Below are 24,309 nucleotides of genomic sequence, written 5' to 3' on the forward strand. Positions count from 1 at the left end.
GAGAGTTTTTGTTCATCATTTCTCCACATTTTATTGTTTAAATAAAATAGCAAAAACGAAACAGCAAGTTTAATCATTCTCATGTGCAAAATGACGACTAGATGGAGGAAACTGTAGGATGTGTGGTTTTGTTGGCTATATCTCTGATGTTCCGAAAGAGATAAATAGTAACTGGAAAGAAACGTTCCAAAATATGAACGATCTTATCACTCACCGTGGCCCGGATGATTATGGCTATTTTTTTGATGAGCATGTAAGTTTTGGATTTCGACGTTTAAGTATTATTGACCTTGAAAGTGGACATCAGCCACTATGTTATGAAAATGAGAGATATTGGATTATATTTAACGGGGAAATTTACAACTACGTCGAGTTGCGTGACGAATTAATCAAGAAAGGGTGTTCGTTTTCTACCCATTCTGATACAGAAGTGATCGTTGCTTTATATAGTATTGAAAAAGAAAACGTGGTAAATAAACTTCGTGGCATGTTTGCATTTGTGATTTGGGATAAACAAGAGAAAGAAATTTTTGCAGCACGTGACCCGTTCGGAATTAAACCTTTTTTTTATGTAGAAAAAGACGATCATCTGTTTGTCGCTTCTGAAAAGAAAAGCATTTTATATGCTCTTGAACACGACGAACTAAATCATGAAGCTTTGCAACATTATTTAACCTTTCAATATGTTCCGGAGCCATTGACAATGTCTGCTCACATTCGTAAGCTAGAACCTGGACATTATATGAAGAAAAAAATAGGAGAAAAATTAAATATCCAGCGCTATTGGAAGGCTACATTTCATCCAATTAATCAATCGGAAAGTGAACTCATCAAAGAAATTCGACAAGTGTTGTTTGATTCGGTAAGTATTCATATGCGTAGCGATGTTCCGGTCGGCTCATTTTTGTCAGGAGGAATTGATTCTTCGCTTATTGTAGCTATTGCAAAACAATTTCATCCGCATATCAAAACATTTTCAGTTGGATTTGCGAGAGAAGGATTTAATGAAATTGATGTAGCAAAAGAAACGGCAGAAAAGTTAGGAGTTGAAAACATCAGTTACATCATTTCTCCAGACGAATATGTGGAGGAATTGCCGAAAATTATATGGCACATGGACGATCCATTAGCAGATCCTGCAGCTGTCCCTCTTTATTTCGTAGCAAGAGAGGCTAGAAAACATGTAACCGTTGTTCTTTCTGGCGAAGGGGCGGATGAGTTGTTCGGGGGATATAACATTTATCACGAACCAAAATCTTTACAAATATTCGAGAAAATCCCGAGTTTCATACGATCTATTTTAGCGATGATCGCAAAAGTATTGCCAGACGGGGTAAAGGGGAAAAGTTTTATTGAACGTGGGATCACTCCAATCGAACAACGTTACATTGGCAATGCAAAGATGTATAGTGAGCGGGAAAAGAGAGAATTGTTGAAAGTATATGATCCAAATGTATCATACACTAACATTACCGCACCGTTTTATCACGAAACAGAAGGATATCCTCCGATCAACCGAATGCAACATATTGATATTCATACATGGTTGCGAGGCGATATTTTGTTGAAGGCAGATAAAATGACAATGGCTCATTCTTTAGAACTGCGCGTCCCTTTTCTTGATAAAAAAGTATTCGAAGTAGCCACGAAAATCGCCCCAGAAATGAAAGTCAAAAATAAAACAACCAAGTATATTTTGCGAAAAGCAGCAGAAGGAATTGTTCCGGATCATGTTTTACATCGCAAAAAGCTAGGCTTTCCTGTTCCTATTCGGCATTGGTTAAAAGATGAAATATATGACTGGGCGAAACGTACGATAAAAGAAAGTGAAACAGATCATCTATTTCATAAAGATGTATTGTATCGTCTGCTAGAGGAACATTGTCAAAACAAAGCGGATCATAGTCGGAAAGTATGGACAGTACTCACTTTCATGGTTTGGCATCAAGTGTATGTCGAGAAAAAATATCACTTTATGAATGAAGAAGAAAAAATAAAACTGTTCGTGTAAATGATTAGTTATGTTCGGAGCTTCTTTTTATCTAGGAGCTCCTTTTTTATTGCGTTTTATGCATACAATAATATAAAGGTAGCGTCAAAAAATCTATGAAAAGTCATCACGGGCTACCTTTTGAAGGAAAATAAAGAGGATAGTGGAATCAAAGGAGGAGAAAACATGGAAAATCAAACAGGTTTTCGTGTGAATGTGCAACGTTTTGGCAGTTATTTAAAAAATCCAATTATTTACGCACTTATTCTCGGTGTGATGTTTCGATTCGCTCATATTCCAATACCATCGTTTATTTGGCAGCCGCTCGAACGTGTAGCCGATGCCTTTTTGGCGATTGCTTTGCTGACGTTAGGTGCTCAACTCGCCTATATGAATATGAAGCGGCTTCCTCGTCTTATGTTTATAACGAATGGTAGTCGTCTCGTTTTATCTCCTTTGATCGCTTTTTTAATCGTTTCACTTTTACATATCAAAGGGACGACAGCTCAAGCACTACTCATCGCTAGTGCATATCCTTGTTCACGAAACACAGCGTTGTACGCATTAGAATATAATCATCATCCAGAGTATGCTGCTCAAGCTGTATTTTTATCTACGTTACTTAGTCCGTTGACGGTATCGGGTGTCATCGGGCTTGCCCGTGTTTGTTTTTAACTTGCATGCCAAAGGAGTGCTCTGCTCCCGCTCCTTTGGCTATGTTTGTTCGGTTATTTACGTATAACGGGAACCCATAATTCATTTTCAGGACGGTGATCCGGCGCATAATAACATTCAATACACGGAGCATCAGCAAGTTCATATTGAGAAAAAGGAAGCCATTCATATAATTGATTCCACGCCTCAGTTACGTTTGAAATCACCACCCACGTGTCATGTTTGATCGTCATATATTGCATATCGCTCGGAACTTCCCCGTCATAACGTATTCCCATAAAATAAGTAAACTGTTCGCCTGTTATTTTAGCTTCTTCCCCACAAACACCCAACAGCCCTTCAAGTGTGCATTTTGGATGCTCCCATGAGAGATCGATCAGTTTTTGCATAAATCCATCTTGTTCGGCATAAGCCCAAAGCGAAGGAATCATTTGGAATGCTTCGTCTGTTTTCACGCGGTACCCTTTTCCTACAATGGTTAATTCAAATGGAATCGTCTCAATTTTGTGCTCCATGTTTGATAGCTCCTTTTATTGATATGGATATTTTTGTATGAGTTGAAATTCCTCACCTTTTTATATTAACATAAAAATCCAATATGAGTTTGTAAATTTTTTAAGAAGGTGTTGCATGACATTGAATAACATCGTTACGTTGTTTCGTTTTATTGTTGTTGGAGTGAGTAATACATTTGTGGATTTTTTGTTATTTTTCTCCCTCATAGCACTTCATGTGCCATATATGTGGGCACAAATGTTTGGCTATAGTGCAGGTGTGATCAATAGCTACATATGGAATCGGGCGTGGACGTTTCGATCAGTAGGAGGAGGGAAAAAACAATTCGTTCGTTTTCTTGCCGTAAACCTTTGTTCTCTCATCGTGACGATCATGATGCTACACGGTTTCAGAGAAATGTTTCCGATTGTTTTAAACAAAATGATAGCGACGATAAGCGGAATGGCGATCAACTGGATCGGAAGTCGTATGTGGGTGTTTTCTACAAAAAGTGTGTCGTAAAGATAAACTTTTAGGTTACGTGGTTGGCGTTGTCGGCATCGATTTGTCTATGTAGTCACACAGTAAGCCAGCTGCGCTTATCAGCTGGCTTACTGGTATTGATTTAACGTAGCAAAAAATTGTTTTACGAACTGATAAAATACGTTGACAGAAGGTGCGAGGTCGCATTTTGGTAAAATGATTCCGACGTTGCGACGAACGAGTGGAAATTCGATCGGGACTTTCGCTGTATAACGAAGTGTTGTTCCGTAAAATGTGCTTTCAGGGAGCAGAGTTACCCCGATTCCTGCCGAAACGAGTCCTTTGATCGCGTCTAAATCTTCCCCTTCCGACGAAATGATTGGAGAAAAGCCCGCTTGCTTACAGGCATCTTCGACAATTTGGCGCAAAATAAATCCTTCCGGAAACATGATAAACGGTTCGTGCCGCAATTCGCTTAAAGCAATGCTTCGTTTTTGACTAAGTGGATGATCTGTCGGAATGAGTGCGGCGAACGACTCCGTAAATAAAATATCCCCTTGAATGCCTTTTTCTTCTGTTGGCACAGGACCTAAAAAAGCTAAATCAATTTCCCGTTTTTTTACCGCCTCAATTAAAAATTTATATGAGCCTTGACGCAGATGGAAAGAAATATGAGGGTGTTGTTGCTTAAAAGTTGAAATGACCATCGGCATCGTATAGCTTGCGAGACTTGTTGGAAAACCAATTTTAATCGTTCCTCGTTCAGGGTCTAAATACTCCTCAATTTGTTGTTTCGCATAGTCAATTGCTTTTAATGCTAATTCAATATGTTGTAAAAAGTGACGGCCGATAGGTGTTAATTTGACATTCCTTCCTTCTCGTTCAAATAACTTAACCCCGAGTTCATCCTCTAAATTTGAGATTTGGCGGCTGACAGCGGATTGAGCGACATGTAACGCTTCAGCAGCCTCCGATACATGTTCTCGTTTGGCAACTTCTGTGAAATAAACTAATTGTCTTAATTCCATTTTTTCCACCTCTTTCTATCGTTCTTTAAATGAGATGAATATTATCTAAATTATATATTGTTTATATAATTATTGAAACCTACAATTATACATACATGATAACGGAATGGGGGATTCGCATGAGAGGACTACCAAAAGTGCAAGGATTGTACCGTCCACAATTTGAACATGATGCATGCGGGATTGGGTTATACGCTCACTTAAAAGGTGAAGCGTCTCATCATATTGTGAAGCAAGGTCTTCACATGTTACGTCAACTAGAGCATCGGGGAGGCCAAGGAAGCGATCCGCAAACGGGTGATGGTGCGGGAATCATGGTACAAATTCCGGACGATTATTTTCGTTCCGTTTGTTCGTTTTCACTTCCTGTAAAAGGGCGTTATGGGGTCGGAATGGTTTTCTTTTTTGAACATAGTGAACAAAAGAGAGTCATTTTAGAGCGGAAAATCAATGAAATTATCTGCGAGGAAGGACAAACGTTACTCGGATGGCGTGATGTACCTGTAGATATCGGAAAACTCGGAACATTGGCTAAAAAAAGTCGTCCGTTTATTCGTCAGCTTTTTATCGCAGCAAGCGATGATATCGTTGATGACCAACAGTTCGAACGGAAGTTATATGTCATTCGTAAACGGGCAGAAAAGTTAGTGAAAAACAATGAATACTATTTTGCGAGTTTATCCAGTCGAACGATCGTTTACAAAGGGCTAGTCACCCCTGAGCAACTTGATGCTTTTTATATCGATTTACAAGATGAGCGATTCCGTTCCGCATTTGCGCTCGTTCATTCACGCTTTAGCACAAATACATTTCCGAGTTGGGAGCGAGCGCACCCAAACCGCTATTTGATTCATAACGGAGAAATTAATACGTTACGGGGAAATATTCATTGGATGATGGCGCGTGAGAAGCAGTTTTCCTCCCCGATGTTTGGGGAAGATTTACAAAAAGTACTCCCGATTTTAGATACGAACGGAAGCGATTCTTCCATGCTTGATAATGCATTTGAATTTTTTGTGTTAGCTGGAAAATCGCTCGCTGAAACAGCGATGATGCTCATTCCTGAGCCGTGGTATTGGGATAAAGAGATGGATGACAACAAAAAAGCATTTTATGAATATCACAGCTGTCTCATGGAGCCGTGGGACGGTCCTACGGCAATCGTGTTCACAAACGGAAAACAAATTGGTGGCATTTTAGATCGAAACGGTCTTCGTCCAGCTCGTTACTATGTGACAAAAGATGACTATATTATTTTTTCATCGGAAGTCGGAGTGATTGATGTAGCACCAGAAAACGTTTTATATAAAGAACGATTAGGCCCTGGGAAAATGCTTTTTATTGATTTCGAACAAGGTCGAATCATTTCTGATGAAGAAGTAAAAAAACAAATCGCCAATGAACGACCGTATCGTCAATGGGTGAACGAACAAATGGTTTCAATTGATGAATGCGCAGGAGATGATCATGAACAACCGTTTGACAACCTTTTGACATGGCAAAAAGCGTTCGGATATACGTATGAAGATGTTGAAAAAACAATTATCCCAATGGCGACGGAAGGAAAAGATCCGACAGGGGCGATGGGGAATGATGCGCCGTTAGCTGTCTTATCAGATCGGCCACAAAGTTTATTTAATTATTTTAAGCAACTGTTTGCGCAAGTAACAAATCCGCCGATCGATGCGATTCGTGAATATGTTGTCACATCCACTGTCACGTGGCTCGGAAAAGAAGGAGATGTGTTGCATCCAGATGAGTCGTCTGCGCGGCGCATTCGCTTGTATTCTCCAATTGTCACGAATAAGCAATTACAAGCATTGCGAATGAATCCATACCGCGAATTTTTATGCGTTACATTGTCTACTGTTTTTACAAATGATTTAAAAGAAGCGTTAGACAAATTATGTCAAGCGGTAGATGAAGCAATTGCTAATGGTGTGACGTTAATTGTTTTATCCGATCGCTCAATGAATGAGCAGCGCATAGCCATACCTGTTCTTTTGGCAGTCAGCGCGGTGCATCAACATCTCGTACGGAAAGGGACGCGCACGAAAGTGAGTTTAATTGTTGAAAGTGGGGAAGCGCGCGAAGTACATCATTTCGCAGCGTTAATCGGTTACGGAGCGGATGCGGTCAATCCATATTTGGCATTTGCAACTATTCGTGAAGCAGTCGAAAAAGGAGTTATTGCTTCCACGTACGAAGTCGCAGTTGAAACGTACAAAAAAGCGGCGACAGATGGCGTTGTCAAAGTGATGTCCAAAATGGGCATTTCCACCGTACAAAGTTATCGCGGAGCACAAATTTTTGAGGCGGTCGGCATTGGGGACGATGTCATTGAACAATATTTTACGGGAACGGCATCACAAATTGGTGGAATCGGTCTGAACGAAATTGCCCAAGAAGCAAAAATGCGCCATATGCAAGCGTTTCAAACATCTTATGATCATACACTAGAGCCAGGAAGTGAATTACAATGGCGTAAAAACGGTGAACATCATGCGTTTAATCCGAAAACGATTCATACGCTACAATGGGCATGTCGAAAGAATGATTATGAGTTATTTAAACAGTACTCAAACATGGCCAATGAAGAGCAACTAACGTTTTTGCGCAATTTGTTTGAGTTTGACGAAACGCGTACGCCAATTCCACTTGATGAAGTCGAACCGGTAGAAGCGATTGTTCGTCGATTTAAAACGGGGGCGATGTCGTACGGTTCATTGAGCGAAGAAGCACATGAAGCGCTTGCGATTGCGATGAATCGCATCGGTGGAAAAAGTAATAGTGGAGAAGGTGGCGAAGATCCGCGTCGCTATGTACGGGATGAAAATGGCGATCTTCGTCGTAGTGCAATTAAGCAAGTTGCATCCGGTCGTTTCGGTGTAAAAAGTCATTATTTAGTTCATGCGGATGAACTGCAAATTAAAATGGCGCAAGGAGCAAAGCCTGGAGAAGGTGGTCAACTGCCTGCGAATAAAGTATATCCGTGGATTGGAAAAGTACGCGGCTCCACGCCGGGTGTGGAACTTATTTCGCCACCACCGCATCATGATATTTATTCCATTGAAGATTTAGCCCAACTCATTTATGATTTGAAAAATGCAAATCGCGATGCGCGCATTAGCGTGAAGCTTGTCGCAAAATCTGGCGTTGGTACGATCGCGGCAGGAGTGGCTAAAGGTGGTGCGGATGTGATCGTCATTAGCGGATATGATGGCGGTACAGGTGCTTCGCCAAAAACGAGCATTAAACATGCCGGGCTTCCGTGGGAACTCGGTTTAGCTGAAACGCACCAGACGCTGATGTTAAACGGACTCCGTGATCGCGTCGTATTAGAAACAGACGGAAAATTAATGACTGGTCGCGATGTTGTCATGGCGGCGTTATTAGGTGCTGAAGAGTTTGGCTTTGCGACGGCTCCACTTGTCGTTTTAGGGTGTGTCATGATGCGCGTTTGTCATTTAGATACATGCCCAGTCGGTGTAGCGACACAAAATCCAAAACTGCGGGAAAAATTTACAGGTAAACCAGAGCATATTGTGAATTTCATGTATTTTATCGCTCAAGAAGTGCGCGAAATTATGGCTCAACTTGGCTTCCGTACAATCGAAGAAATGGTTGGACGCGTCGATGTATTAAAAATAAGCGAGCGGGCAAAGCGGCATTGGAAAGCGAAACATCTTGATTTATCGCGTTTGTTGTATCAAGTGGAAGGACCGCGAACGTTTTCTAAACCGCACGATCACCGTCTCGAACAAACGCTTGATTACCAAACGATTTTGCCAGCTGTCCAGCAAGCAATAGAGGAGAAAAAGCCTGTGCAATTGCACGTACGCATTAACAACGTACAGCGAACAGTCGGCACGATAGTAGGTAGCGAAGTATCAAAACGATTTGGTGAAGAAGGTCTTCCAGAAGATACAATTCAACTATATTTTCACGGTTCAGCAGGACAAAGTTTTGCCGCGTTCGTACCAAAAGGAATGACGATGACGTTAATTGGCGATGCCAACGACTATGTTGGCAAAGGCTTATCAGGTGGAAAAGTGATCATTCGTCCACCACATGAAGCGGAGTTTGTAAATGATCAAGTCATTATTGGAAACGTGGCGTTTTACGGTGCAACAAGCGGTGAAGCGTATATTCGTGGTCGGGCTGGCGAGCGTTTTTGTGTTCGAAATAGCGGCGTGCATGCGGTCGTTGAAGGAGTAGGGGATCATGGTTGTGAGTATATGACCGGAGGGCGCGTCGTTATTCTCGGATCAGTTGGAAAAAATTTCGCTGCTGGAATGTCTGGTGGTGTAGCTTACGTATTTGCTCATGACGATACGTGGAAAAAACGTGCAAACCGAGAACTTGTTTTATTTGAATCATTAGTAGATGAAAACGAAATACGAGATGTGCAACAAATGATTATGAAACATTACGAATATACGGAAAGTCCAAAAGCAGCGTATGTGCTTGCGAATTGGGAACGTGTTGTGAGAGACATCGTCAAAGTCATTCCGAAAAACTATAAGCTTATGATTGAGACAATTGAAGCGATGAAGCAACGCGGGATGTCGCATGATGAAGCGATATTGGAGGCGTTTGAGGCAGTCGTAAATAAAAAAGATGCGAAAGTGATGGAAGCGATCGCGAAATAAGCGATCGCTCCGAAAGAAGCAGGAAGGAGGAGAACGATGGGGAAAGCAACAGGCTTTATGGAATATGTGCGGGAAGAAGAGAAGAAGCGCGATCCTCTTTCTCGTTTAGGCGATTGGAAAGAATATACGGAACCATTTTCAACGGATATGTTAGTTAGACAAGGGGCGCGATGTATGGATTGCGGTACGCCATTTTGTCATATGGGAATGGAACTGAACGGTTTAACGTCAGGCTGTCCAATTCATAATCTTATTCCAGAGTGGAACGATCTTGTATATCGCGGACGGTGGAAAGAGGCTTTTGAACGGTTAGTAAAAACGAACAACTTTCCGGAGTTTACAGGGCGTGTTTGTCCAGCACCGTGCGAAGGGTCATGCACAGTAGCCATTTCGGATCATGCGGTAGCGATTAAAGGCATTGAACGAGCGATTATTGATCGAGCATTTGCAGAAGGGTGGGTTCAGCCGCGTATCCCGAAAAAGCGAACAGGGAAAAGGGTGGCGGTGATCGGATCAGGACCTGCCGGCTTAGCATGTGCAGATGAATTAAATCAAGCGGGTCATGTTGTGACTGTGTATGAACGTGACGATCGAGTTGGTGGATTGTTAACGTATGGCATTCCAAATATGAAACTTGGAAAAGATGTCGTTGAACGGCGTGTACGTTTGCTTGAAGAAGAAGGAATTACGTTTATAACCAACACGGAAGTTGGCAAGCATATAACAGCTGATGAGTTGCGGAAACAATATGATGCTGTCGTGCTTTGTATCGGAGCGCAAAAACAACGTGATCTCGTCATAGAAGGACGCGAACTTGACGGCATTCATTTGGCAATGGATTATTTAACTGTAACAACAAAATGGTTGTTGACTGGTAAAAAAGAAGAAACGTTTATTGATGCAAAACATAAACATGTCATCGTCATTGGTGGCGGTGATACGGGAGCAGACTGTGTAGCAACAGCACTTCGTCAACAATGTAAAAGCGTTGTGCAGTTTGGTAAACACCCCGCGTTGCCAAAAGAGCGTACGGATGACAACCCTTGGCCGCAATATCCCCTTGTTTTTACGGTTGATTATGCGTATGAAGAAGCGGAAGCGAAGTTCGGGGCCGATCCACGTCAATATTGCATTCAAACGAAAAAAATTGTAGGCGATGGAAGCGGAAAAGTAAAAGCGTTGTATACCATTCAAATGGAAAAAACAGTAGATGAACATGGGCGTGTTACATTTAAAGAGATTCCAGGTACAGAAAAAGTATGGCCGTGTGATCTTGTATTGATCGCGATCGGTTTTGAAGGACCAGATCAGCCAATTTTACAGCAATTCGGAATAGAAACAGTAAACAAAAAAGTGAAAGCGACAGAATACAAAACGAACGTCGAAGGGGTATTCGTAGCAGGCGATGCAAGACGTGGACAAAGTCTTGTTGTTTGGGCGATTCATGAAGGGCGAGAGGCGGCAAAAGAAGTGGATCGGTTTTTAATGATGATGTCATGAAAACAAAAACGCTCAAGGTGTCCTAATAAAGATAGGGCACCTTCTGTATTTTTAGAATTGTCATTTTACTTAAAAAAGTGTTACAATGTTTAACAAGTTCAGAAAAGATGGGGGGATTTACTTTGCGTAGCGATATGATTAAAAAAGGATTCGATCGCGCACCACATCGCAGTTTATTGCGCGCAGCAGGAGTAAAAGAAGAAGATTTCAATAAACCGTTTATTGCGGTTGTCAACTCGTATATTGATATTATCCCAGGGCATGTTCATTTACAAGAGTTCGGGAAAATCGTCAAAGAAGCGATTCGTGAAGCAGGTGGGGTACCGTTTGAAATGAATACGATCGGAGTCGATGATGGCATCGCGATGGGGCATATCGGTATGCGCTATTCATTGCCGAGCCGCGAAATTATAGCAGACTCTGTCGAAACAGTCGTTTCTGCACACTGGTTTGACGGGATGGTATGTATTCCAAACTGCGATAAAATTACCCCTGGTATGATGATGGCAGCAATGCGTTTAAACATCCCAACCATTTTTGTTAGCGGCGGACCGATGAAGGCGGGTGTCACAAGCGATGGAAAAAAAATCTCGCTTTCCTCTGTATTTGAAGGCGTTGGTGCATATCAGGCAGGGAAAATCGACGAAAAAGGACTACAAGAGCTTGAGCAGTACGGCTGTCCGACATGCGGTTCTTGTTCAGGAATGTTTACAGCAAATTCGATGAACTGTTTAGCCGAAGCGCTTGGCTTAGCGCTCCCTGGTAACGGTACGATTTTAGCGATTGATCCGGCACGAAAAGAATTTGTACGACGTTCAGCTCAGCAGTTAATGTATCTAATCGAGCATGATATTAAACCGCGCGATATTGTAACTGAAAAAGCTATTGACAACGCGTTTGCGCTCGACATGGCGCTTGGCGGTTCAACAAATACGGTTCTACATACGCTAGCCATTGCTAACGAAGCAGGCATTCATTATCCGCTTGAGCGTATTAACGAGGTCGCATCTCGCGTGCCGCATCTAGCAAAATTGGCACCAGCATCAGATATGCATATTGAAGATTTGCACGAAGCGGGTGGTGTATCTGCAGTATTGCACGAACTGTCGAAAAAAGAAGGCACCCTTCATTTAGATGCATTGACGGTGTCAGGCAAAACACTTGGTGAAAACATTGCAGGATGCGAAGTAAAAAACTATGAAGTCATTCGTCCAATTGACAATCCGTACTCAGAAACAGGTGGACTGGCTGTTTTGTTTGGAAATTTGGCTCCAGACGGCGCCATCATTAAAACAGGTGGCATTCAAGGTGGCATTACACGCCATGAAGGACCAGCAATCGTATTTGATTCTCAAGAAGAGGCACTTGAAGGCATTGCGGCAGGAAAAGTACAACCGGGTCATGTCGTCATCATTCGTTACGAAGGACCAAAAGGTGGTCCTGGCATGCCAGAAATGTTAGCCCCGACATCACAAATTGTCGGTATGGGGTTAGGAACGAAAGTGGCGCTTGTTACGGACGGTCGTTTCTCCGGTGCTTCTCGCGGCTTATCCATCGGACACGTATCGCCAGAAGCTGCCGAAGGGGGTCCAATTGCTTTTGTACAAAATGGTGACCATATTGTCATTGATATTGTGAAACGAACAATTGATGTCCTCGTTCCAGAAGAAGAATGGGAAAAGCGAAAAGCAAATTGGAAAGGATTTGAGCCGAAAGTAAAAACCGGGTATTTGGCCCGTTACTCGAAACTCGTCACGTCAGCTAGTACAGGCGGCATTATGAAAATTTAACGGATGGGCGAATCGCCCTCCTTTTTTTGTAAAAATATTAGCCTTAAAAAGCGTTTACTATTTTTTGAAGCGTGAAAGAATCTTTAATATATACATGCACCTTAAAAGATGATGTATAAAATTTTGTGTAAAGCATTTTGCTAGACCAAAAGAAAAAAGGTAGGGTATTCTCTGATTGAACCCAAATATTCCAGAGAAAGGAGAACCCTACCTATGTCTAAAAGTATACCGAATGTAGACTGGGCAAATCAACTGGAAAGTGTCATTCGTCAGTTTGTGAAGGAAAAATTAGAGCTGATTATGCGGGAAGAAATCAAACATTTCCTCGAAATCGAACAGGCGGACACATCCAATATGAGAAACGGCTACTATCAACGAAATCTAGATACGCAATATGGCCGAATTGAAGGCCTTTTGGTCCCAAGAGATCGAAATGGGGAATTTCAAACGCAGCTGTTTGCCCCTTACCAACGTCATACTGGTTGGCTCGAGGAAGCCGTCATCAAAATGTATCAAAGTGGCATGAGTACGAGGGAAATTGGCAAGTTTATCGAACGAATTTTAGGAAATGCCTATTCTCCAACGACAATCAGTCGTATTACCGATGTAGTGAAGGAAGACATCGAGAAATGGCACAATCGTCCTCTACATCAGCGTTATTCGGCTTTATATTTGGATGGTTTATACGTAAAACTTCGTCGCGAAACCGTGGAGAAAGAAGTCATTTATGTGGTGTTAGGGGTGAACGAGGAAGGATATCGCGAAATTCTTGATTTCTTTGTGGGAGGACAAGATAGCGCCTATGTATGGCAGGAAATCCTTCAACACCTCTATCAAAGAGGCGTCAAGGAAGTGCTTCTGGGCGTATTCGATGGACTACCGGGGTTGGAGGAAGCCTTTAAGGCGGTTTATCCGAAAGCCGATGTGCAGCGTTGTGTCGTTCACAAAGTCCGTAACACCCTCAGCCGTGTTCGAAAAAAAGATCAATTTGAAGTGGCAGAGGATCTCAAACTGATTTATCGCGCGCCGAATAAGGAGATGGCGTTACAGATGTTTCAACAGTTTGAGTCGAAATGGTCCAGCAAGTATCCGAGAGAAGTTCAATCTTGGGCCAATGAGTTGGATGTTCTCCTTACATTTATGGATTATCCAAGCAGTATTCGAAGTGTGATTTATACGACGAATGCCATTGAACGAACGATCAAGGAGATTCGGAAACGTCTAAAACCGATGAACAGTTTGAGCAGTTTAGAAGCCGCTGAAAAAATCGTGTATTTGACCATCCAAGATTTTAATGAGAAATGGGCAGGGCGAAAGTTGCGAGGATTTGCCGAAGCACATGAAGCCCTTCAACGAATGTTTGAAGAACGTTACAATTAACCAAATAATGTAAATAAATGAGATAAGGGGATTCTCCCTTTCCACACAAGAGACTGAATATTCAGTCTCTTGTGTGGAGGAAACCAGTCTCCCCTCTATTCTAAATCTATTTCAGAGATACCCTATCTATTTTACATTACACAAAATTCTTGACGGTACCATGATACGTTGCACAAAATATTTTTCGAACGATTCCATCATCCCATATGGGTTGGTTTTTTGTTATACTTGTTTCATCGATACATAGAAAGGACAACGAAGATGGAACGAGGACATTTGTTATTAATCGACGGGATGGCGTTATTGTTTCGATCGTTTTATGCGACAGCACCACGTTGGATGATGAATAGCCGTGGGGTGTCGACGAATGCGGTACGTGGTGTAATAAAGCAAATCGAAGCGGCGACAAATGCGCTCCAACCGACGCATGTCGTTTGTTGTTGGGATATGGGAAGTACGACGTTTCGCACGGAATGGTTTCCAGATTATAAAGCGAATCGTGGGGAGCCGCCGTGTGAATTAGTTCCGCAATTTGATTTAGCGAAAGAAGTGGTCGCAATGCTCGGTGTTCCGAATATCGGCGTGCTCGGTGCCGAGGCGGACGATTGCATCGGCTCGCTCGTCAAGCAATATCGCGAACATATGCAAATTTCTATTATTACAGGAGACCGCGATTTATTTCAGCTTCTTTCGGAACATGTCACCGTTTATTTGTTGGCGAAAGGCATTGGCAACTATGAGGCGTACACGCTTGAACGCTTTATTGAAGAAAAACGGATTCAACCACATCAGCTCGTCGATGTGAAAGCGCTCATGGGCGATGCAAGCGACAATTATCCAGGCGTGCGCGGCATCGGGGAAAAACAAGCGTTTAAACTTATTCAACAATACGGATCAATTGAAGGAATCATCGAAAATTTAGCGAACTTAACAAAAGCACAGCAACAAAAAATAACCGAACATCTCGACTTGCTTCATTTGTCGCGAAAACTGGCGGCCATCCATTGCGATATCCCAATTCCGTTGCGATTGGAAGAAGCGAAATGGGAGGGAGGGTGCAAGCGGTTTGCAGAGGTATTAGAAGCGATCCGGTAAGACGAAAAACCCAGCCCCATATAGAGGCTGGTTTTTATGTCCGCACTTGCCCATTTCCATATACAAGTGTTTTTGTTGTCGTGATGGCGCGTAAGCCCATTGGACCGCGGGCGTGCAGTTTTTGCGTGCTAATGCCGATTTCCGCGCCGTATCCGAACTGTTCGCCGTCGGTGAAGCGAGTGGAGGCGTTATGGTACAATACAGCGGCATCGACATGAGCAAAAAACTGCTCTACATGTTCATCGGTTTCAGAAATAATCGCTTCGGAATGTTTTGTACCGTAGCGTTCAATATGCTCTATCGCTTCATCGACCGTTTCGACGAGCTTCACCGCTAAAATCGGGGCCAAAAATTCAGTCGCCCAGTCGGCCTCTGTCGCTTCACGGACGAACGGATATGTAGACGATAGCCGTTTGTCGCCGCGCAGCTCGACCCCTTTTTCATGCAGCGTTTCAAGCAACTCGTTTATATATGGCCATTTTTGATGAATGATGACCGTTTCAACCGCATTGCAGACAGACGGACGTTGTAGTTTAGCGTTTATGACGATATCGAGCGCCATTTCTTTTTCGGCGGAGTCGTCAATAAAAATATGACAATTGCCGACGCCTGTTTCTAACACAGGAATTGTGGCGTGTTCGACGACCGATTGAATAAGTCCAGCACCTCCCCGTGGAATGAGAACATCCACATATTCTTTTAAACGAAACATATGTTGTGCTGTTTCACGGCTCGTATCTTCTAATAATTGAATCGCATCGGATGGAACTGACGATTGTTTTAACGCTTCTTGCATGACGGATACGAGTGCTTTATTCGAGTGAATGGCGGACGAGCTACCGCGCAACAAAACGGCATTTCCCGTTTTTAAACAAAGACTAGCTGCATCGACTGTTACATTTGGACGGGCTTCATATACCATACCGACAACACCAAGCGGCACGCGAATTTGTTTTAATTTGAGCCCGTTTGGTCGCGTCCATTGTTCGATCGTTTCGCCGATTGGATCTGGTAGCTGAATCACTTGGCGAACACCGTCAGCAATTTGGTGAATACGTTCTTCCGTCAGTTGTAGTCGGTCAAGCAAGGAAGGGGAGAGCCCGTTTTCTTTTCCACTTGTCATATCTTTTTCATTCTCTTCTAAAATGTACGATTTTCGCGCAATTAGTGTTTCCGCGATGATCGCAAGCGCCTTGTTTTTTTCTTCCGTTGATAATGATGCTAAACGTTTAGAAACTTGTTTTAGTTTCTTTGCTTTTGTAAGTAATTCGTTCATTTTTTTCGCTCCTTTTCGTGTTTATTGGACTGTTGTTTTTTTAAAACATACTAAGTTATCGCGATGAACGACTTCTGGTCGGCGGTGGAAGGAGTATCGTTTTGCTTCTTCACTTGCAAGCCCTTTTACTTTTGCTAAATCGTCGGCAGCATAATATACTTGCCCTCTAGCGATCACCTCACCTTTTTGATTCACAATATTGACAACATCAAGCGCTTGAAATGAACCGAATACATTGATTACGCCAGCAGGCAACAAGCTTTTTCCTTTATGTAAAAGGGCATTTTCTGCTCCTTCATCAATTTCAATTGTTCCGGACACTTTTGAATGATAAGCAATCCATTGTTTGCGCATTTGCATCTGTTCTTGAAAAGGAGAGCCGATATACGTCCCGTCGCCTTTTCCTTCTAAAATATGTTTGATTTTTTCTTTTCCTGTTCCTGTCCCGATAAAGACGCTGACACCAAAAGAAAGAGCCTTTTGTGCGGCAAGTAGCTTCGATTTCATTCCCCCCGTTCCAACCGCTGATCCGCTACCGCCAGCTTGTTCGATAAGCTCGTCAGTCATTTCTGAGAGAAAATAATATTTTTTTGCTTTAGGGTGATTTGGATGTTTGTCATATAGCCCATTAATGTCCGTTAAAATGATCAAGGCATCCGCATGCAAAAAACCGGCTACAAGCGCGGACAATAAATCGTTATCTCCGAACGTCAACTCTTCCACTGAAATTGAGTCGTTTTCATTAATAATTGGAAGAACGCCACGTTCTAACAATGTAGAAATTGTCGCAAATAAGTTACGAAACCGCTCGCGATCGTAAAAATCTGCACGCGTTAACAACAACTGCCCTGTGACAATATCGAACGAACGAAAGGCGGAAATGTATGTTTGCATAAGCAAGCCTTGACCGACTGCTGCCGCTGCTTGTTTCGCAGCGAGTGCCTTCGGGCGTGAGCGATACCCAAGTAAACCGAATCCGGCTGCTACGGCACCTGATGAGATAAGAATGATATCGTGTCCTAATTGCTTCATATAAGCAAGTGCTTCGACATGTTCAACAAGCTTTTGTTCTGAAAGTGTGCCATTTTTTTCGGTTAACGAACTGCTACCAATTTTGACAACGATTCGCTTTTTTTTCACCTTTTCACCTCCTTGAAATAAAAAAACGCTTTTTCGCCCTTATAGAAAAGGACGGAAAAGCGTCGATTCCGCGGTACCACCTTTTTTGGCGCAATGCGCCCACCTCTTGCCCTGTAACGTCGGGGGAACGGCTTATGTTTGCATAAGCGGCCGTATAGGGTAGGTTCAACTAGCTGCCCATGAGGAACCTTCCAGCCTATGGATTCCACTCTCTTGCATGTTTCACTAGTTTACTCGTCCCGTGCCTTATTCCACATATGTTCTTTTTCAGAATTATGAAACAAAAAAATGGAGATGTCAATGGATTTTTTGAACATAAAAAAGTAAATTTATGAAACTTTTACATGTATTTATACGTTATAATGGAATAAAGGAGAAAGGAGTGGAAAACATGGGATTAGTGTTGCAACATGTAACAAAACAGTTCGGTTCGTTTGTAGCGGTAGATGACGTAACATTATCTATTCCAAAACAGCGTATGTTTGGATTTCTAGGAGCGAATGGAGCGGGGAAAACGACAACGTTTCGAATGATTTTAGGATTACTTGAGCCGACAAAAGGGGAGATTACGTGGGACGGTGAGCGCATCACGTACAAACATAGTCATCTTATCGGATATTTGCCGGAAGAAAGAGGATTGTATCCAAAGTTAAAAGTAAAAGAACAGCTTATTTATTTAGGGAGATTGCGAGGATTACATAAAGAAGAAATTGTGAAAGAAATGCACAATTGGCTGGAGCGTTTTAAAATCCCGCAATATGAAAATCAAAAAGTAGAACAGTTATCGAAAGGTAATCAACAAAAAATTCAATTTATCGCTGCGGTGTTACATCGTCCACAACTACTTATTTTAGATGAGCCGTTCAGCGGATTAGATCCGGTAAATGTTGAAATGTTGAAAAAGGCAGTAATAGATTTACAACAACAAGGAACAACGATTGTCTTTTCAAGTCATCGAATGGAACATGTTGAACAATTATGTGAATATATATGCATTATGCATAAAGGAAAACCGATTGTTCATGGATCAATTAAAGAAATTAAGCAATCTTTCGGCAAGAAAAATGTCATTATTCACGGAGAACTTCCGTTTGAAACGTTAACACACATTCCAGGAGTAATAAAAATGGAGAAGACCGTGGAAGGAGTTCGTTTGCAAATAGCAGATGAGAGCGTATCGCAACATATTCTTGAGCATATTTATTCGAAAGGATTTATTCGCACATTTTCATTAGAAGAACCATCGTTGAATGATATTTTTATTGAGAAAGTAGGTGCAGCGTATGAACAATAAGTTTTGGATTGTTTTTCTCCATACGTATGTAACAAAATTAAAATCAAAGTCTTTTTTCATTTCAACGATCATTACTGCTTTTATTGTATTTGGTATTAGTCAGTTAGATCGTATCATTGAAGCGTTTAGCGATAATGCTCAAAAAACAATTGGTGTTATTGATGAAACAAATGGGTGGTACGAAGCATTGCAATCGCAATTGCAATCGAATAAAGAAATAAAACTTGTTCGCCATGATAAAAGCGAGGAACAGGCAAAAGAACTTGTCCAAACAGAAAAGTGGTATGCGTATATTGTACTTGATGTACAAAACGGTCAGCCGAAAGTGACATATTATGCAAAAAATATTGCAGATAGTGATGTCACACATGAAATTGAGCAAGCATTGCAACAAGTCAAAATCGCGATGATGGCAAAGCAAATCGGGTTAACGTATGAACAAATCAACGCACTATATGCACCGATTGTGATGGAAAAAGTGGCGCTTGAACAACATGCCAAAACAGAAGAACAACTAAATCAAGCAAGGGCGATCGTTTATGTGCTATTGTTTGCGATGTACATGTTTGTGTTAATGTACGGAAGTATGATTATGATGGAAGTAGCAACAGAAAAGTCATCTCGCATTATGGAAATTTTAATATCAAGCATCTCACCCATTCAGCAATTGTTCGGAAAAATTTTAGGGATTGCTTTGTTAAGTTTGACGCAATTTATTCTCATATTTTCGGTTGGTTATGCATCGATGAAAAATAGTGATATGTTGCGTCAGCTAATTGGCATGGATGAACTGCCTCTCCCCCTTATTTTATATGGCATTCTCTTTTTCTTGCTTGGCTATTTGTTGTATGCGATGTTATTTGCGGTACTTGGCTCGATTGTCAGCCGCGTCGAAGAAGTACAACAAATGGCTGGTCCTGTGACGATGCTCGTTGTCGCAGCGTTTATCATGGCGATGTTTGGTTTAAATGCACCGGAGTCACCATTTATTACAGCAATGTCGTTTGTCCCGTTTTTTACCCCGATGATTATGTTTTTACGTATTGGCATGTTGAACGTTTCAACTTGGGAAATTGTCCTTAGCATCGGTTTGCTCGTCGGAACAATTGCCTTTTTATTCGTATTTGGTTCAAAAGTGTATCGTGGCGGCGTGCTCATGTATAATCAAGCGTCTTCATGGAAAGATCTCAAGCAGGCGTGGCAATTAACGAAAAAGTAAAAAGCCGAGCGAAATGCTCGGTTTTTTACATCGGCTTTGTCGGTGTTGGTTTGGCGTATCCATCTTTATATTTTTCATCAATAAGGTGGCGAATGTCTTTGATAGGCATCCCTTTCTCATATTGTTCGATCGAAATGGCTGCAGTTTCTAAACAAACCCCACATTTTGTCGCATGATCGTCCCAAACGATTGCCCCATTGTTTTTATTTTCATATACGAAACAGTCGTAATTATTTTTATGATCAACCGACTCACCACAGCCACAATAACAAGGGATATGTTCTAGTAATGTTTGATGTTTTGCAGCCTGTTCGTACAAATGAGCCATCGACTCATTATAGGAAGATAAAAATGATGGAAGTATATGAATCGAGGCAGTTTCCTCACGTATATCACCCATTTCATGTTCTGTAGACGTATGATTATTTTCTTTTTGCGCACAACCACTTAACAATAGACTAATCGAAAACACGGCGCTACATATATATCTTTTTTTCATCGTCATCCATCCTTTTTTATAAATTTATTATACTGTTCGACTTTTTTCCCTATTTCTTTCTTTCTTTTCCTATTATAATAAAAATAATAATAACCTGAATCCGTGATGGATTGACATCGACTTTGACTTTTTTGCTGGTTTTATGGATGTGTGATCCACCATTCCCTTTTTATGTTTAAAACAGATGTCATCTTCACTCTCAGAAATGAAATAAATATCTTTTTTAGGTATATAAACCAAAGAAAAAACAAAAAAGGACAGAGGGTTAGGATGAGTACAGAATTGCGAACAATCGTTCGTTATGCTCCTTCTCTCCATTTTATGTAAATGTTCAGAAGGGGCTCGCTATAGCCACTCCTTCGCGTCAGTTTCATCCAGATCTGTCGTGATCGGCGGACGAGTCGACCTGCCATCGTGATCACCGTCTGAATAATCGTCTTGATGCGGCGGCGTTTCACTTTATGATGTAATGGATGTCTCGGATCGCTTAATAGATCTTGTCCAATCAGACGAAGAAGGTTGTACACGAATGCTCCCATGACTAACACGAGCGCATTCGTTTTCATCTTCCCTGATGGAAGTCGCTCTAAATCTAAGTCGCTTTTCAGTTCGCTATGAAACTGTTCGCATGTCGCATGATCGTGATACAATGCGAGCACATCACTCATTCGAACATGCTCGTATCCTTCGAGGCGCACCCAGTAGCTTTCGACTTCGTAATTAGGAACGAGCATCAGCTGTCCATTTCGTTCCATCGTTCGTTCCGTCACTTGGGTGACTTGAACGTACGTATACGTGTGTCCATCAATTGCTGCTGTCTGTGGAAGGCATAACTCATACGTTTGTACTCCTTCTGTTTGTCCATCATCGACGCGTCTGCCCTTTTGCGAAGCGATCTGGAACCAAAGCGCTTTCGATTCTCGGCGTAAGTTTCGCTTGATGACAAAGTCCACGTCTTCCTTTAGACATACGTGCACATTCGCTTCCGCATCGTTTCCTGCATCCATGCGGACAAGCAGACGAGACGAGGTCAGCGGACGAGCTCGACGGATGGCGGTAGTTAAAAACGAAGGCATGTTGTCTTGTACATGTTGTTTCCCTGGACGCAGCTCGGCATGAACGATATACCCTTCCTTCCCTGCATACGCAAACAACGGCGTAAAACCGTCAAATCCTTTATACGTTCGACTCACTCCTTCTTTCTTCGTATCGGAGTTGTCAAATGGGGAAGCATCTATATCAAGGGGAAGCCATGTCGTTTTCCCTTTCGCCCAACAAGGGGACAAGGTAGCGTGTTGTCGAACCAACAGACGCATCGATTCCTCCCAAATGATGGTTTCGGTCATCGGAAGACAAGCGAGCTGATCGAGTCGCTGTCGCAACGTTGGGGAGGAAGGTACGTGCCGAATGCCCATTGATGTCGAAAAGATATCGTCCTGACGATACGCTTCGATATGATCAAAATCCGTTTTTCCTGTGGCAAGCAAGCCAATCATCGAGCGAATGACGTCGCTATGGGAAATGTGCACATCTCGACGAACCGTTGGGAGCCGAAGGGCGTTTACTCGTTTATCCAGCTTCGTTTGGTGCAGTAAGTAGCCCACGAGAGCAAGCCCAGCACTTGGAGTAATCGCTTCATCTGTCAATACAAACCGAATCGGGAAATCTTTCATCACATTCACCTACTTGATGAAGAATCGTCAACGTCGTTTTCCCTTATCGTATCAACGGTTTGCGACCATTGTAAAGATGTTTTGTCACGGATTCAGGAATAAATGATAAGGGGAAAAAGGCGGGGGAAAAATGGATTGCATCGAGGTAAAAGGAAACACGGTAGAGGAGGCTATCGAAGAGGGACTAAAGCAACTTCAAACGGTGCGAGAAGATGTCATCATTGAAATCGTTCAACCAGAACGTAAAAAGCTGTTTGGTATCGTTTCGCAACCAGCTGTTGTTCGACTAACGAAGAAGCATCAAACAAAGCAAACTGTTCAGCAGAAAGAAGGAAAAGCGTGGATACAAGACGGAGATTTTTGTTACGAATGTTTGGACGTAGGCCCAACGATCATTATTGGCGAGGGAGTCATTTGTTTGCATAACGGGAAAGCGATCGAAGGAAAGGTGACGTTACAAGAAGGGGATGACGTTCGCATTTATCCAAAGGAAGAAAGCATTACCCAATCAGTTTGGAAAGTTGATGTAGATGCAAGAAAGATGGAGGCAACGTTGACGTTTGCACCGGGGGGACGGCGTTGGTATGTACTCGAAGATATGGAGCCATCTAATAAATTACATATACAAGCAAAAATGGAGACTGAACTCATTTATGATGTGTCACATGAAGCAGTGATGACGAAACTGCAGGAGTTAGGTATTGTTTACGGAGTGAATCAAGAAGCGATTCGTGAGGCGTTACACTCAGAGAAAAAAGTAACTGTTGTCATTGCAAAAGGAATCGAACCGGTAGAAGGAAAAGACGGCTGGGTGGAAGTTAAAGTAGGAGAAGGGAAAAGGAAGCCGAAAGTACGTGAAGACGGAACCGTTGATTATCGTGAAATAGAAATGATTGCGACCGTTGGTGAAGGTGACTTGATTGCGATTGTTCATCCTCCCCAACTAGGGAAACCGGGATTAACGGTAACAAATGAAGTGATTCCTGTACGTGAAGTCCATCCTGTTACTGTTAAACTCGGAAAAGGAGTGACAATGCACGAAAACCTTATTTCAGCTACACAAGGTGGGCGACCGCAAATTGCGAAAAAAGGGAGAACTGTTGTCATTTCGATTATTCCGAAACTTGTTCATCAAGGCGATGTCGATTTATCAGTCGGGAATATTCATTTTAAAGGCGATGTTGAAATTACAGGAAACGTCCAAGATGAAATGGTTGTGGAAGCGCTCGGTACCATTATGATTTTACAAAATGTCAATCGCGCAAAAATTCGTGCGCAACAATCGATTTTTATTCAACAAAACGTCATTAGTGGGACAGTCACATCGGGAGAAAACAAAATGATTGTGACCAAGCTTATCGGTTTATTACAACAAATTCGTCACTCACTTGAGCGAATGATTGTTGCGATTCAACAACTAATGGTCATGTCTAAAATTCGCGAACAAGACATTTATCCGCTGACGAAGAGATTGCTTGAAAGCAAGTTTCAAACGACGATGGAAGCAATGAAACAGTATAAAACGATGTGTGAGCAAAAGCGCGAACAAATTGGTGAACAGTGGTTCGATATTGGTTCGCAGTTAGATAGTTGTTTGCTTGCTGATCGTCCGAATCATTTTCATTGTTTAGGAGGCATGGCGAATTTGCTTCGAGAACTAAACACGTTTATCGGGCAATACGACCGCGAAGAAAACGATGCAATTGAGCTTTCTTACGCTTTAAATAGCGTCATTCACGGAAGTGGAGATGTCGTTGTAACGGGAAAAGGGTGTTACAATTGTAACATTTATGCTGGAGGCACATTGACTGTTCATGGAGTGTTACGCGGTGGTGAAGCGTATGCGCAAAAAGGGATGAAAATTAAAGAAGTCGGATCTTCGCTTGGTATTAAGACGGTGTTAGCTGTGCCAAAGGGAGAGATGATTTATATTGAACACGCATGGGAAGGAACAGTTGTACAATTTGGTAAAAAGACGTATACATTTTATGAAGAGAAAAAACACGTTGAAATGAAATGGGACGACGAACGTCAAGAAATTGTATTTGGATAAAAAAGACGCATGGCCAACAAAGCCGATGCGTCTTTTTGTATATTTTTCGGATAATCATATAGTATAA

Annotated in this window: 16 protein-coding genes and 1 pseudogene; 11 read left to right on the forward strand and 6 right to left on the reverse strand. The window is 42.1% G+C overall.

The genetic code is table 11. The features are described from left to right. The first annotated feature begins 118 nt into the window (after nt 1-118). Both asnB and NSQ23_RS06980 read left to right on the forward strand, forming a co-directional pair. The gene (gene asnB, locus NSQ23_RS06975) at nt 119-2,011 is read left to right on the forward strand and encodes an asparagine synthase (glutamine-hydrolyzing) (protein ID WP_339173962.1); all 1,893 of its coding nucleotides are present in this window, start codon (nt 119-121) and stop codon (nt 2,009-2,011) included. 213 nt (nt 2,012-2,224) lie between these two features. After that, nucleotides 2,225-2,665, forward strand: a pseudogene (locus tag NSQ23_RS06980) (AEC family transporter); the annotation flags it as partial. 53 nt (nt 2,666-2,718) lie between these two features. On the opposite strand, the gene NSQ23_RS06985 reads toward NSQ23_RS06980, so the two are convergent. Next, nucleotides 2,719-3,180 carry a GyrI-like domain-containing protein gene (locus tag NSQ23_RS06985; RefSeq protein ID WP_004890116.1) on the reverse strand — a complete coding sequence of 154 codons (462 nt, stop codon included), beginning with the start codon at nt 3,178-3,180 and terminating at the stop codon, nt 2,719-2,721. 115 nt (nt 3,181-3,295) lie between these two features. Here NSQ23_RS06985 and NSQ23_RS06990 point away from each other — a divergent pair, with 115 nt between their 5' ends. Further along, nucleotides 3,296-3,682: a GtrA family protein gene (locus NSQ23_RS06990; protein WP_237811443.1), complete on the forward strand. Its 387-nt coding sequence runs from the start codon at nt 3,296-3,298 to the stop codon at nt 3,680-3,682. Between the two features lie 89 nt (nt 3,683-3,771). Here NSQ23_RS06990 and NSQ23_RS06995 read toward each other — a convergent pair whose 3' ends face one another. After that, on the reverse strand, nt 3,772-4,671 hold the full coding sequence (locus tag NSQ23_RS06995) for a LysR family transcriptional regulator (RefSeq protein ID WP_339173968.1): 900 nt from the start codon (nt 4,669-4,671) through the stop codon (nt 3,772-3,774). A gap of 119 nt (nt 4,672-4,790) precedes the next feature. Between NSQ23_RS06995 and gltB the strand changes: the two genes are divergently transcribed. The 5 genes from gltB to NSQ23_RS07020 all read left to right on the forward strand — a co-directional run bounded on the left by gltB (nt 4,791) and on the right by NSQ23_RS07020 (nt 15,088). Then, the gene (gltB, locus tag NSQ23_RS07000) at nt 4,791-9,323 is read left to right on the forward strand and encodes a glutamate synthase large subunit (RefSeq protein WP_339174328.1); all 4,533 of its coding nucleotides are present in this window, start codon (nt 4,791-4,793) and stop codon (nt 9,321-9,323) included. A 36-nt stretch (nt 9,324-9,359) separates the two neighbouring features. Next, on the forward strand, nt 9,360-10,823 hold the full coding sequence (locus NSQ23_RS07005; protein WP_339173971.1) for a glutamate synthase subunit beta: 1,464 nt from the start codon (nt 9,360-9,362) through the stop codon (nt 10,821-10,823). A 107-nt stretch (nt 10,824-10,930) separates the two neighbouring features. Further along, entirely contained in the window at nt 10,931-12,613 is a 1,683-nt protein-coding gene (gene ilvD, locus NSQ23_RS07010; protein ID WP_339174330.1) for a dihydroxy-acid dehydratase, read from the forward strand. Nucleotides 12,614-12,826: 213 nt separating this feature from the next. Next, complete coding sequence (locus NSQ23_RS07015) at nt 12,827-13,993, forward strand: IS256 family transposase (protein WP_339173973.1); 1,167 nt, start codon at nt 12,827-12,829, stop codon at nt 13,991-13,993. Nucleotides 13,994-14,254: 261 nt separating this feature from the next. After that, nucleotides 14,255-15,088, forward strand: a complete 834-nt coding sequence (locus NSQ23_RS07020) for a 5'-3' exonuclease (RefSeq protein WP_339173976.1) — start codon at nt 14,255-14,257, stop codon at nt 15,086-15,088. 34 nt (nt 15,089-15,122) lie between these two features. On the opposite strand, the gene NSQ23_RS07025 is transcribed toward NSQ23_RS07020, so the two are convergent. After that, nucleotides 15,123-16,364 carry a glutamate-5-semialdehyde dehydrogenase gene (locus tag NSQ23_RS07025; RefSeq protein ID WP_339173979.1) on the reverse strand — a complete coding sequence of 414 codons (1,242 nt, stop codon included), beginning with the start codon at nt 16,362-16,364 and terminating at the stop codon, nt 15,123-15,125. Between the two features lie 21 nt (nt 16,365-16,385). Beyond that, nucleotides 16,386-17,504 carry a glutamate 5-kinase gene (gene proB, locus NSQ23_RS07030; protein WP_339173982.1) on the reverse strand — a complete coding sequence of 373 codons (1,119 nt, stop codon included), beginning with the start codon at nt 17,502-17,504 and terminating at the stop codon, nt 16,386-16,388. A 391-nt stretch (nt 17,505-17,895) separates the two neighbouring features. Here proB and NSQ23_RS07035 point away from each other — a divergent pair, with 391 nt between their 5' ends. Together NSQ23_RS07035 and NSQ23_RS07040 are read left to right on the forward strand one after the other, a co-directional pair. After that, complete coding sequence (locus NSQ23_RS07035; RefSeq protein WP_339173984.1) at nt 17,896-18,798, forward strand: ABC transporter ATP-binding protein; 903 nt, start codon at nt 17,896-17,898, stop codon at nt 18,796-18,798. Beyond that, nucleotides 18,788-20,017: an ABC transporter permease gene (locus NSQ23_RS07040; protein ID WP_339173987.1), complete on the forward strand. Its 1,230-nt coding sequence runs from the start codon at nt 18,788-18,790 to the stop codon at nt 20,015-20,017. Before NSQ23_RS07035 ends, NSQ23_RS07040 begins: the two co-directional genes overlap by 11 nt. Nucleotides 20,018-20,042: 25 nt before the next feature. On the opposite strand, the gene NSQ23_RS07045 is transcribed toward NSQ23_RS07040, so the two are convergent. Next, nucleotides 20,043-20,516 carry a PCYCGC motif-containing (lipo)protein gene (locus NSQ23_RS07045; protein ID WP_339173988.1) on the reverse strand — a complete coding sequence of 158 codons (474 nt, stop codon included), beginning with the start codon at nt 20,514-20,516 and terminating at the stop codon, nt 20,043-20,045. A gap of 299 nt (nt 20,517-20,815) precedes the next feature. Beyond that, nucleotides 20,816-22,189 carry an IS1380 family transposase gene (locus NSQ23_RS07050; protein WP_088223286.1) on the reverse strand — a complete coding sequence of 458 codons (1,374 nt, stop codon included), beginning with the start codon at nt 22,187-22,189 and terminating at the stop codon, nt 20,816-20,818. Between the two features lie 130 nt (nt 22,190-22,319). On the opposite strand from NSQ23_RS07050, the gene NSQ23_RS07055 reads away from it, so the two are divergent. Continuing rightward, nucleotides 22,320-24,242 (forward strand): FapA family protein, encoded by a 1,923-nt coding sequence (locus tag NSQ23_RS07055; protein ID WP_339173989.1) that lies wholly within the window; start codon nt 22,320-22,322, stop codon nt 24,240-24,242. Nucleotides 24,243-24,309: the final 67 nt, after the last annotated feature.

This window comes from Anoxybacillus sp. FSL W8-1294 (assembly GCF_037965005.1).
GTDB classification, from domain to species: domain Bacteria; phylum Bacillota; class Bacilli; order Bacillales; family Anoxybacillaceae; genus Anoxybacillus; species Anoxybacillus flavithermus_G.

Bases quoted from the DNA above. Each gene is read 5' to 3' on its own strand.
- NSQ23_RS07005 (WP_339173971.1), top strand. From the start codon at position 9,360: ATGGGGAAAGCAACAGGCTTTATGGAATATGTGCGGGAAGAAGAGAAG.
- NSQ23_RS07050 (WP_088223286.1), bottom strand. From the start codon at position 22,189: ATGAAAGATTTCCCGATTCGGTTTGTATTGACAGATGAAGCGATTACT.
- NSQ23_RS06995 (WP_339173968.1), bottom strand. From the start codon at position 4,671: ATGGAATTAAGACAATTAGTTTATTTCACAGAAGTTGCCAAACGAGAA.
- asnB (WP_339173962.1), top strand. From the start codon at position 119: ATGTGTGGTTTTGTTGGCTATATCTCTGATGTTCCGAAAGAGATAAAT.
- ilvD (WP_339174330.1), top strand. From the start codon at position 10,931: ATGGGGGGATTTACTTTGCGTAGCGATATGATTAAAAAAGGATTCGAT.
- NSQ23_RS06985 (WP_004890116.1), bottom strand. From the start codon at position 3,180: ATGGAGCACAAAATTGAGACGATTCCATTTGAATTAACCATTGTAGGA.
- NSQ23_RS07040 (WP_339173987.1), top strand. From the start codon at position 18,788: ATGAACAATAAGTTTTGGATTGTTTTTCTCCATACGTATGTAACAAAA.
- NSQ23_RS07025 (WP_339173979.1), bottom strand. From the start codon at position 16,364: ATGAACGAATTACTTACAAAAGCAAAGAAACTAAAACAAGTTTCTAAA.
- gltB (WP_339174328.1), top strand. From the start codon at position 4,791: ATGAGAGGACTACCAAAAGTGCAAGGATTGTACCGTCCACAATTTGAA.
- NSQ23_RS07015 (WP_339173973.1), top strand. From the start codon at position 12,827: ATGTCTAAAAGTATACCGAATGTAGACTGGGCAAATCAACTGGAAAGT.
- NSQ23_RS07035 (WP_339173984.1), top strand. From the start codon at position 17,896: ATGGGATTAGTGTTGCAACATGTAACAAAACAGTTCGGTTCGTTTGTA.
- NSQ23_RS06990 (WP_237811443.1), top strand. From the start codon at position 3,296: ATGACATTGAATAACATCGTTACGTTGTTTCGTTTTATTGTTGTTGGA.
- NSQ23_RS07045 (WP_339173988.1), bottom strand. From the start codon at position 20,516: ATGAAAAAAAGATATATATGTAGCGCCGTGTTTTCGATTAGTCTATTG.
- NSQ23_RS07055 (WP_339173989.1), top strand. From the start codon at position 22,320: ATGGATTGCATCGAGGTAAAAGGAAACACGGTAGAGGAGGCTATCGAA.
- NSQ23_RS07020 (WP_339173976.1), top strand. From the start codon at position 14,255: ATGGAACGAGGACATTTGTTATTAATCGACGGGATGGCGTTATTGTTT.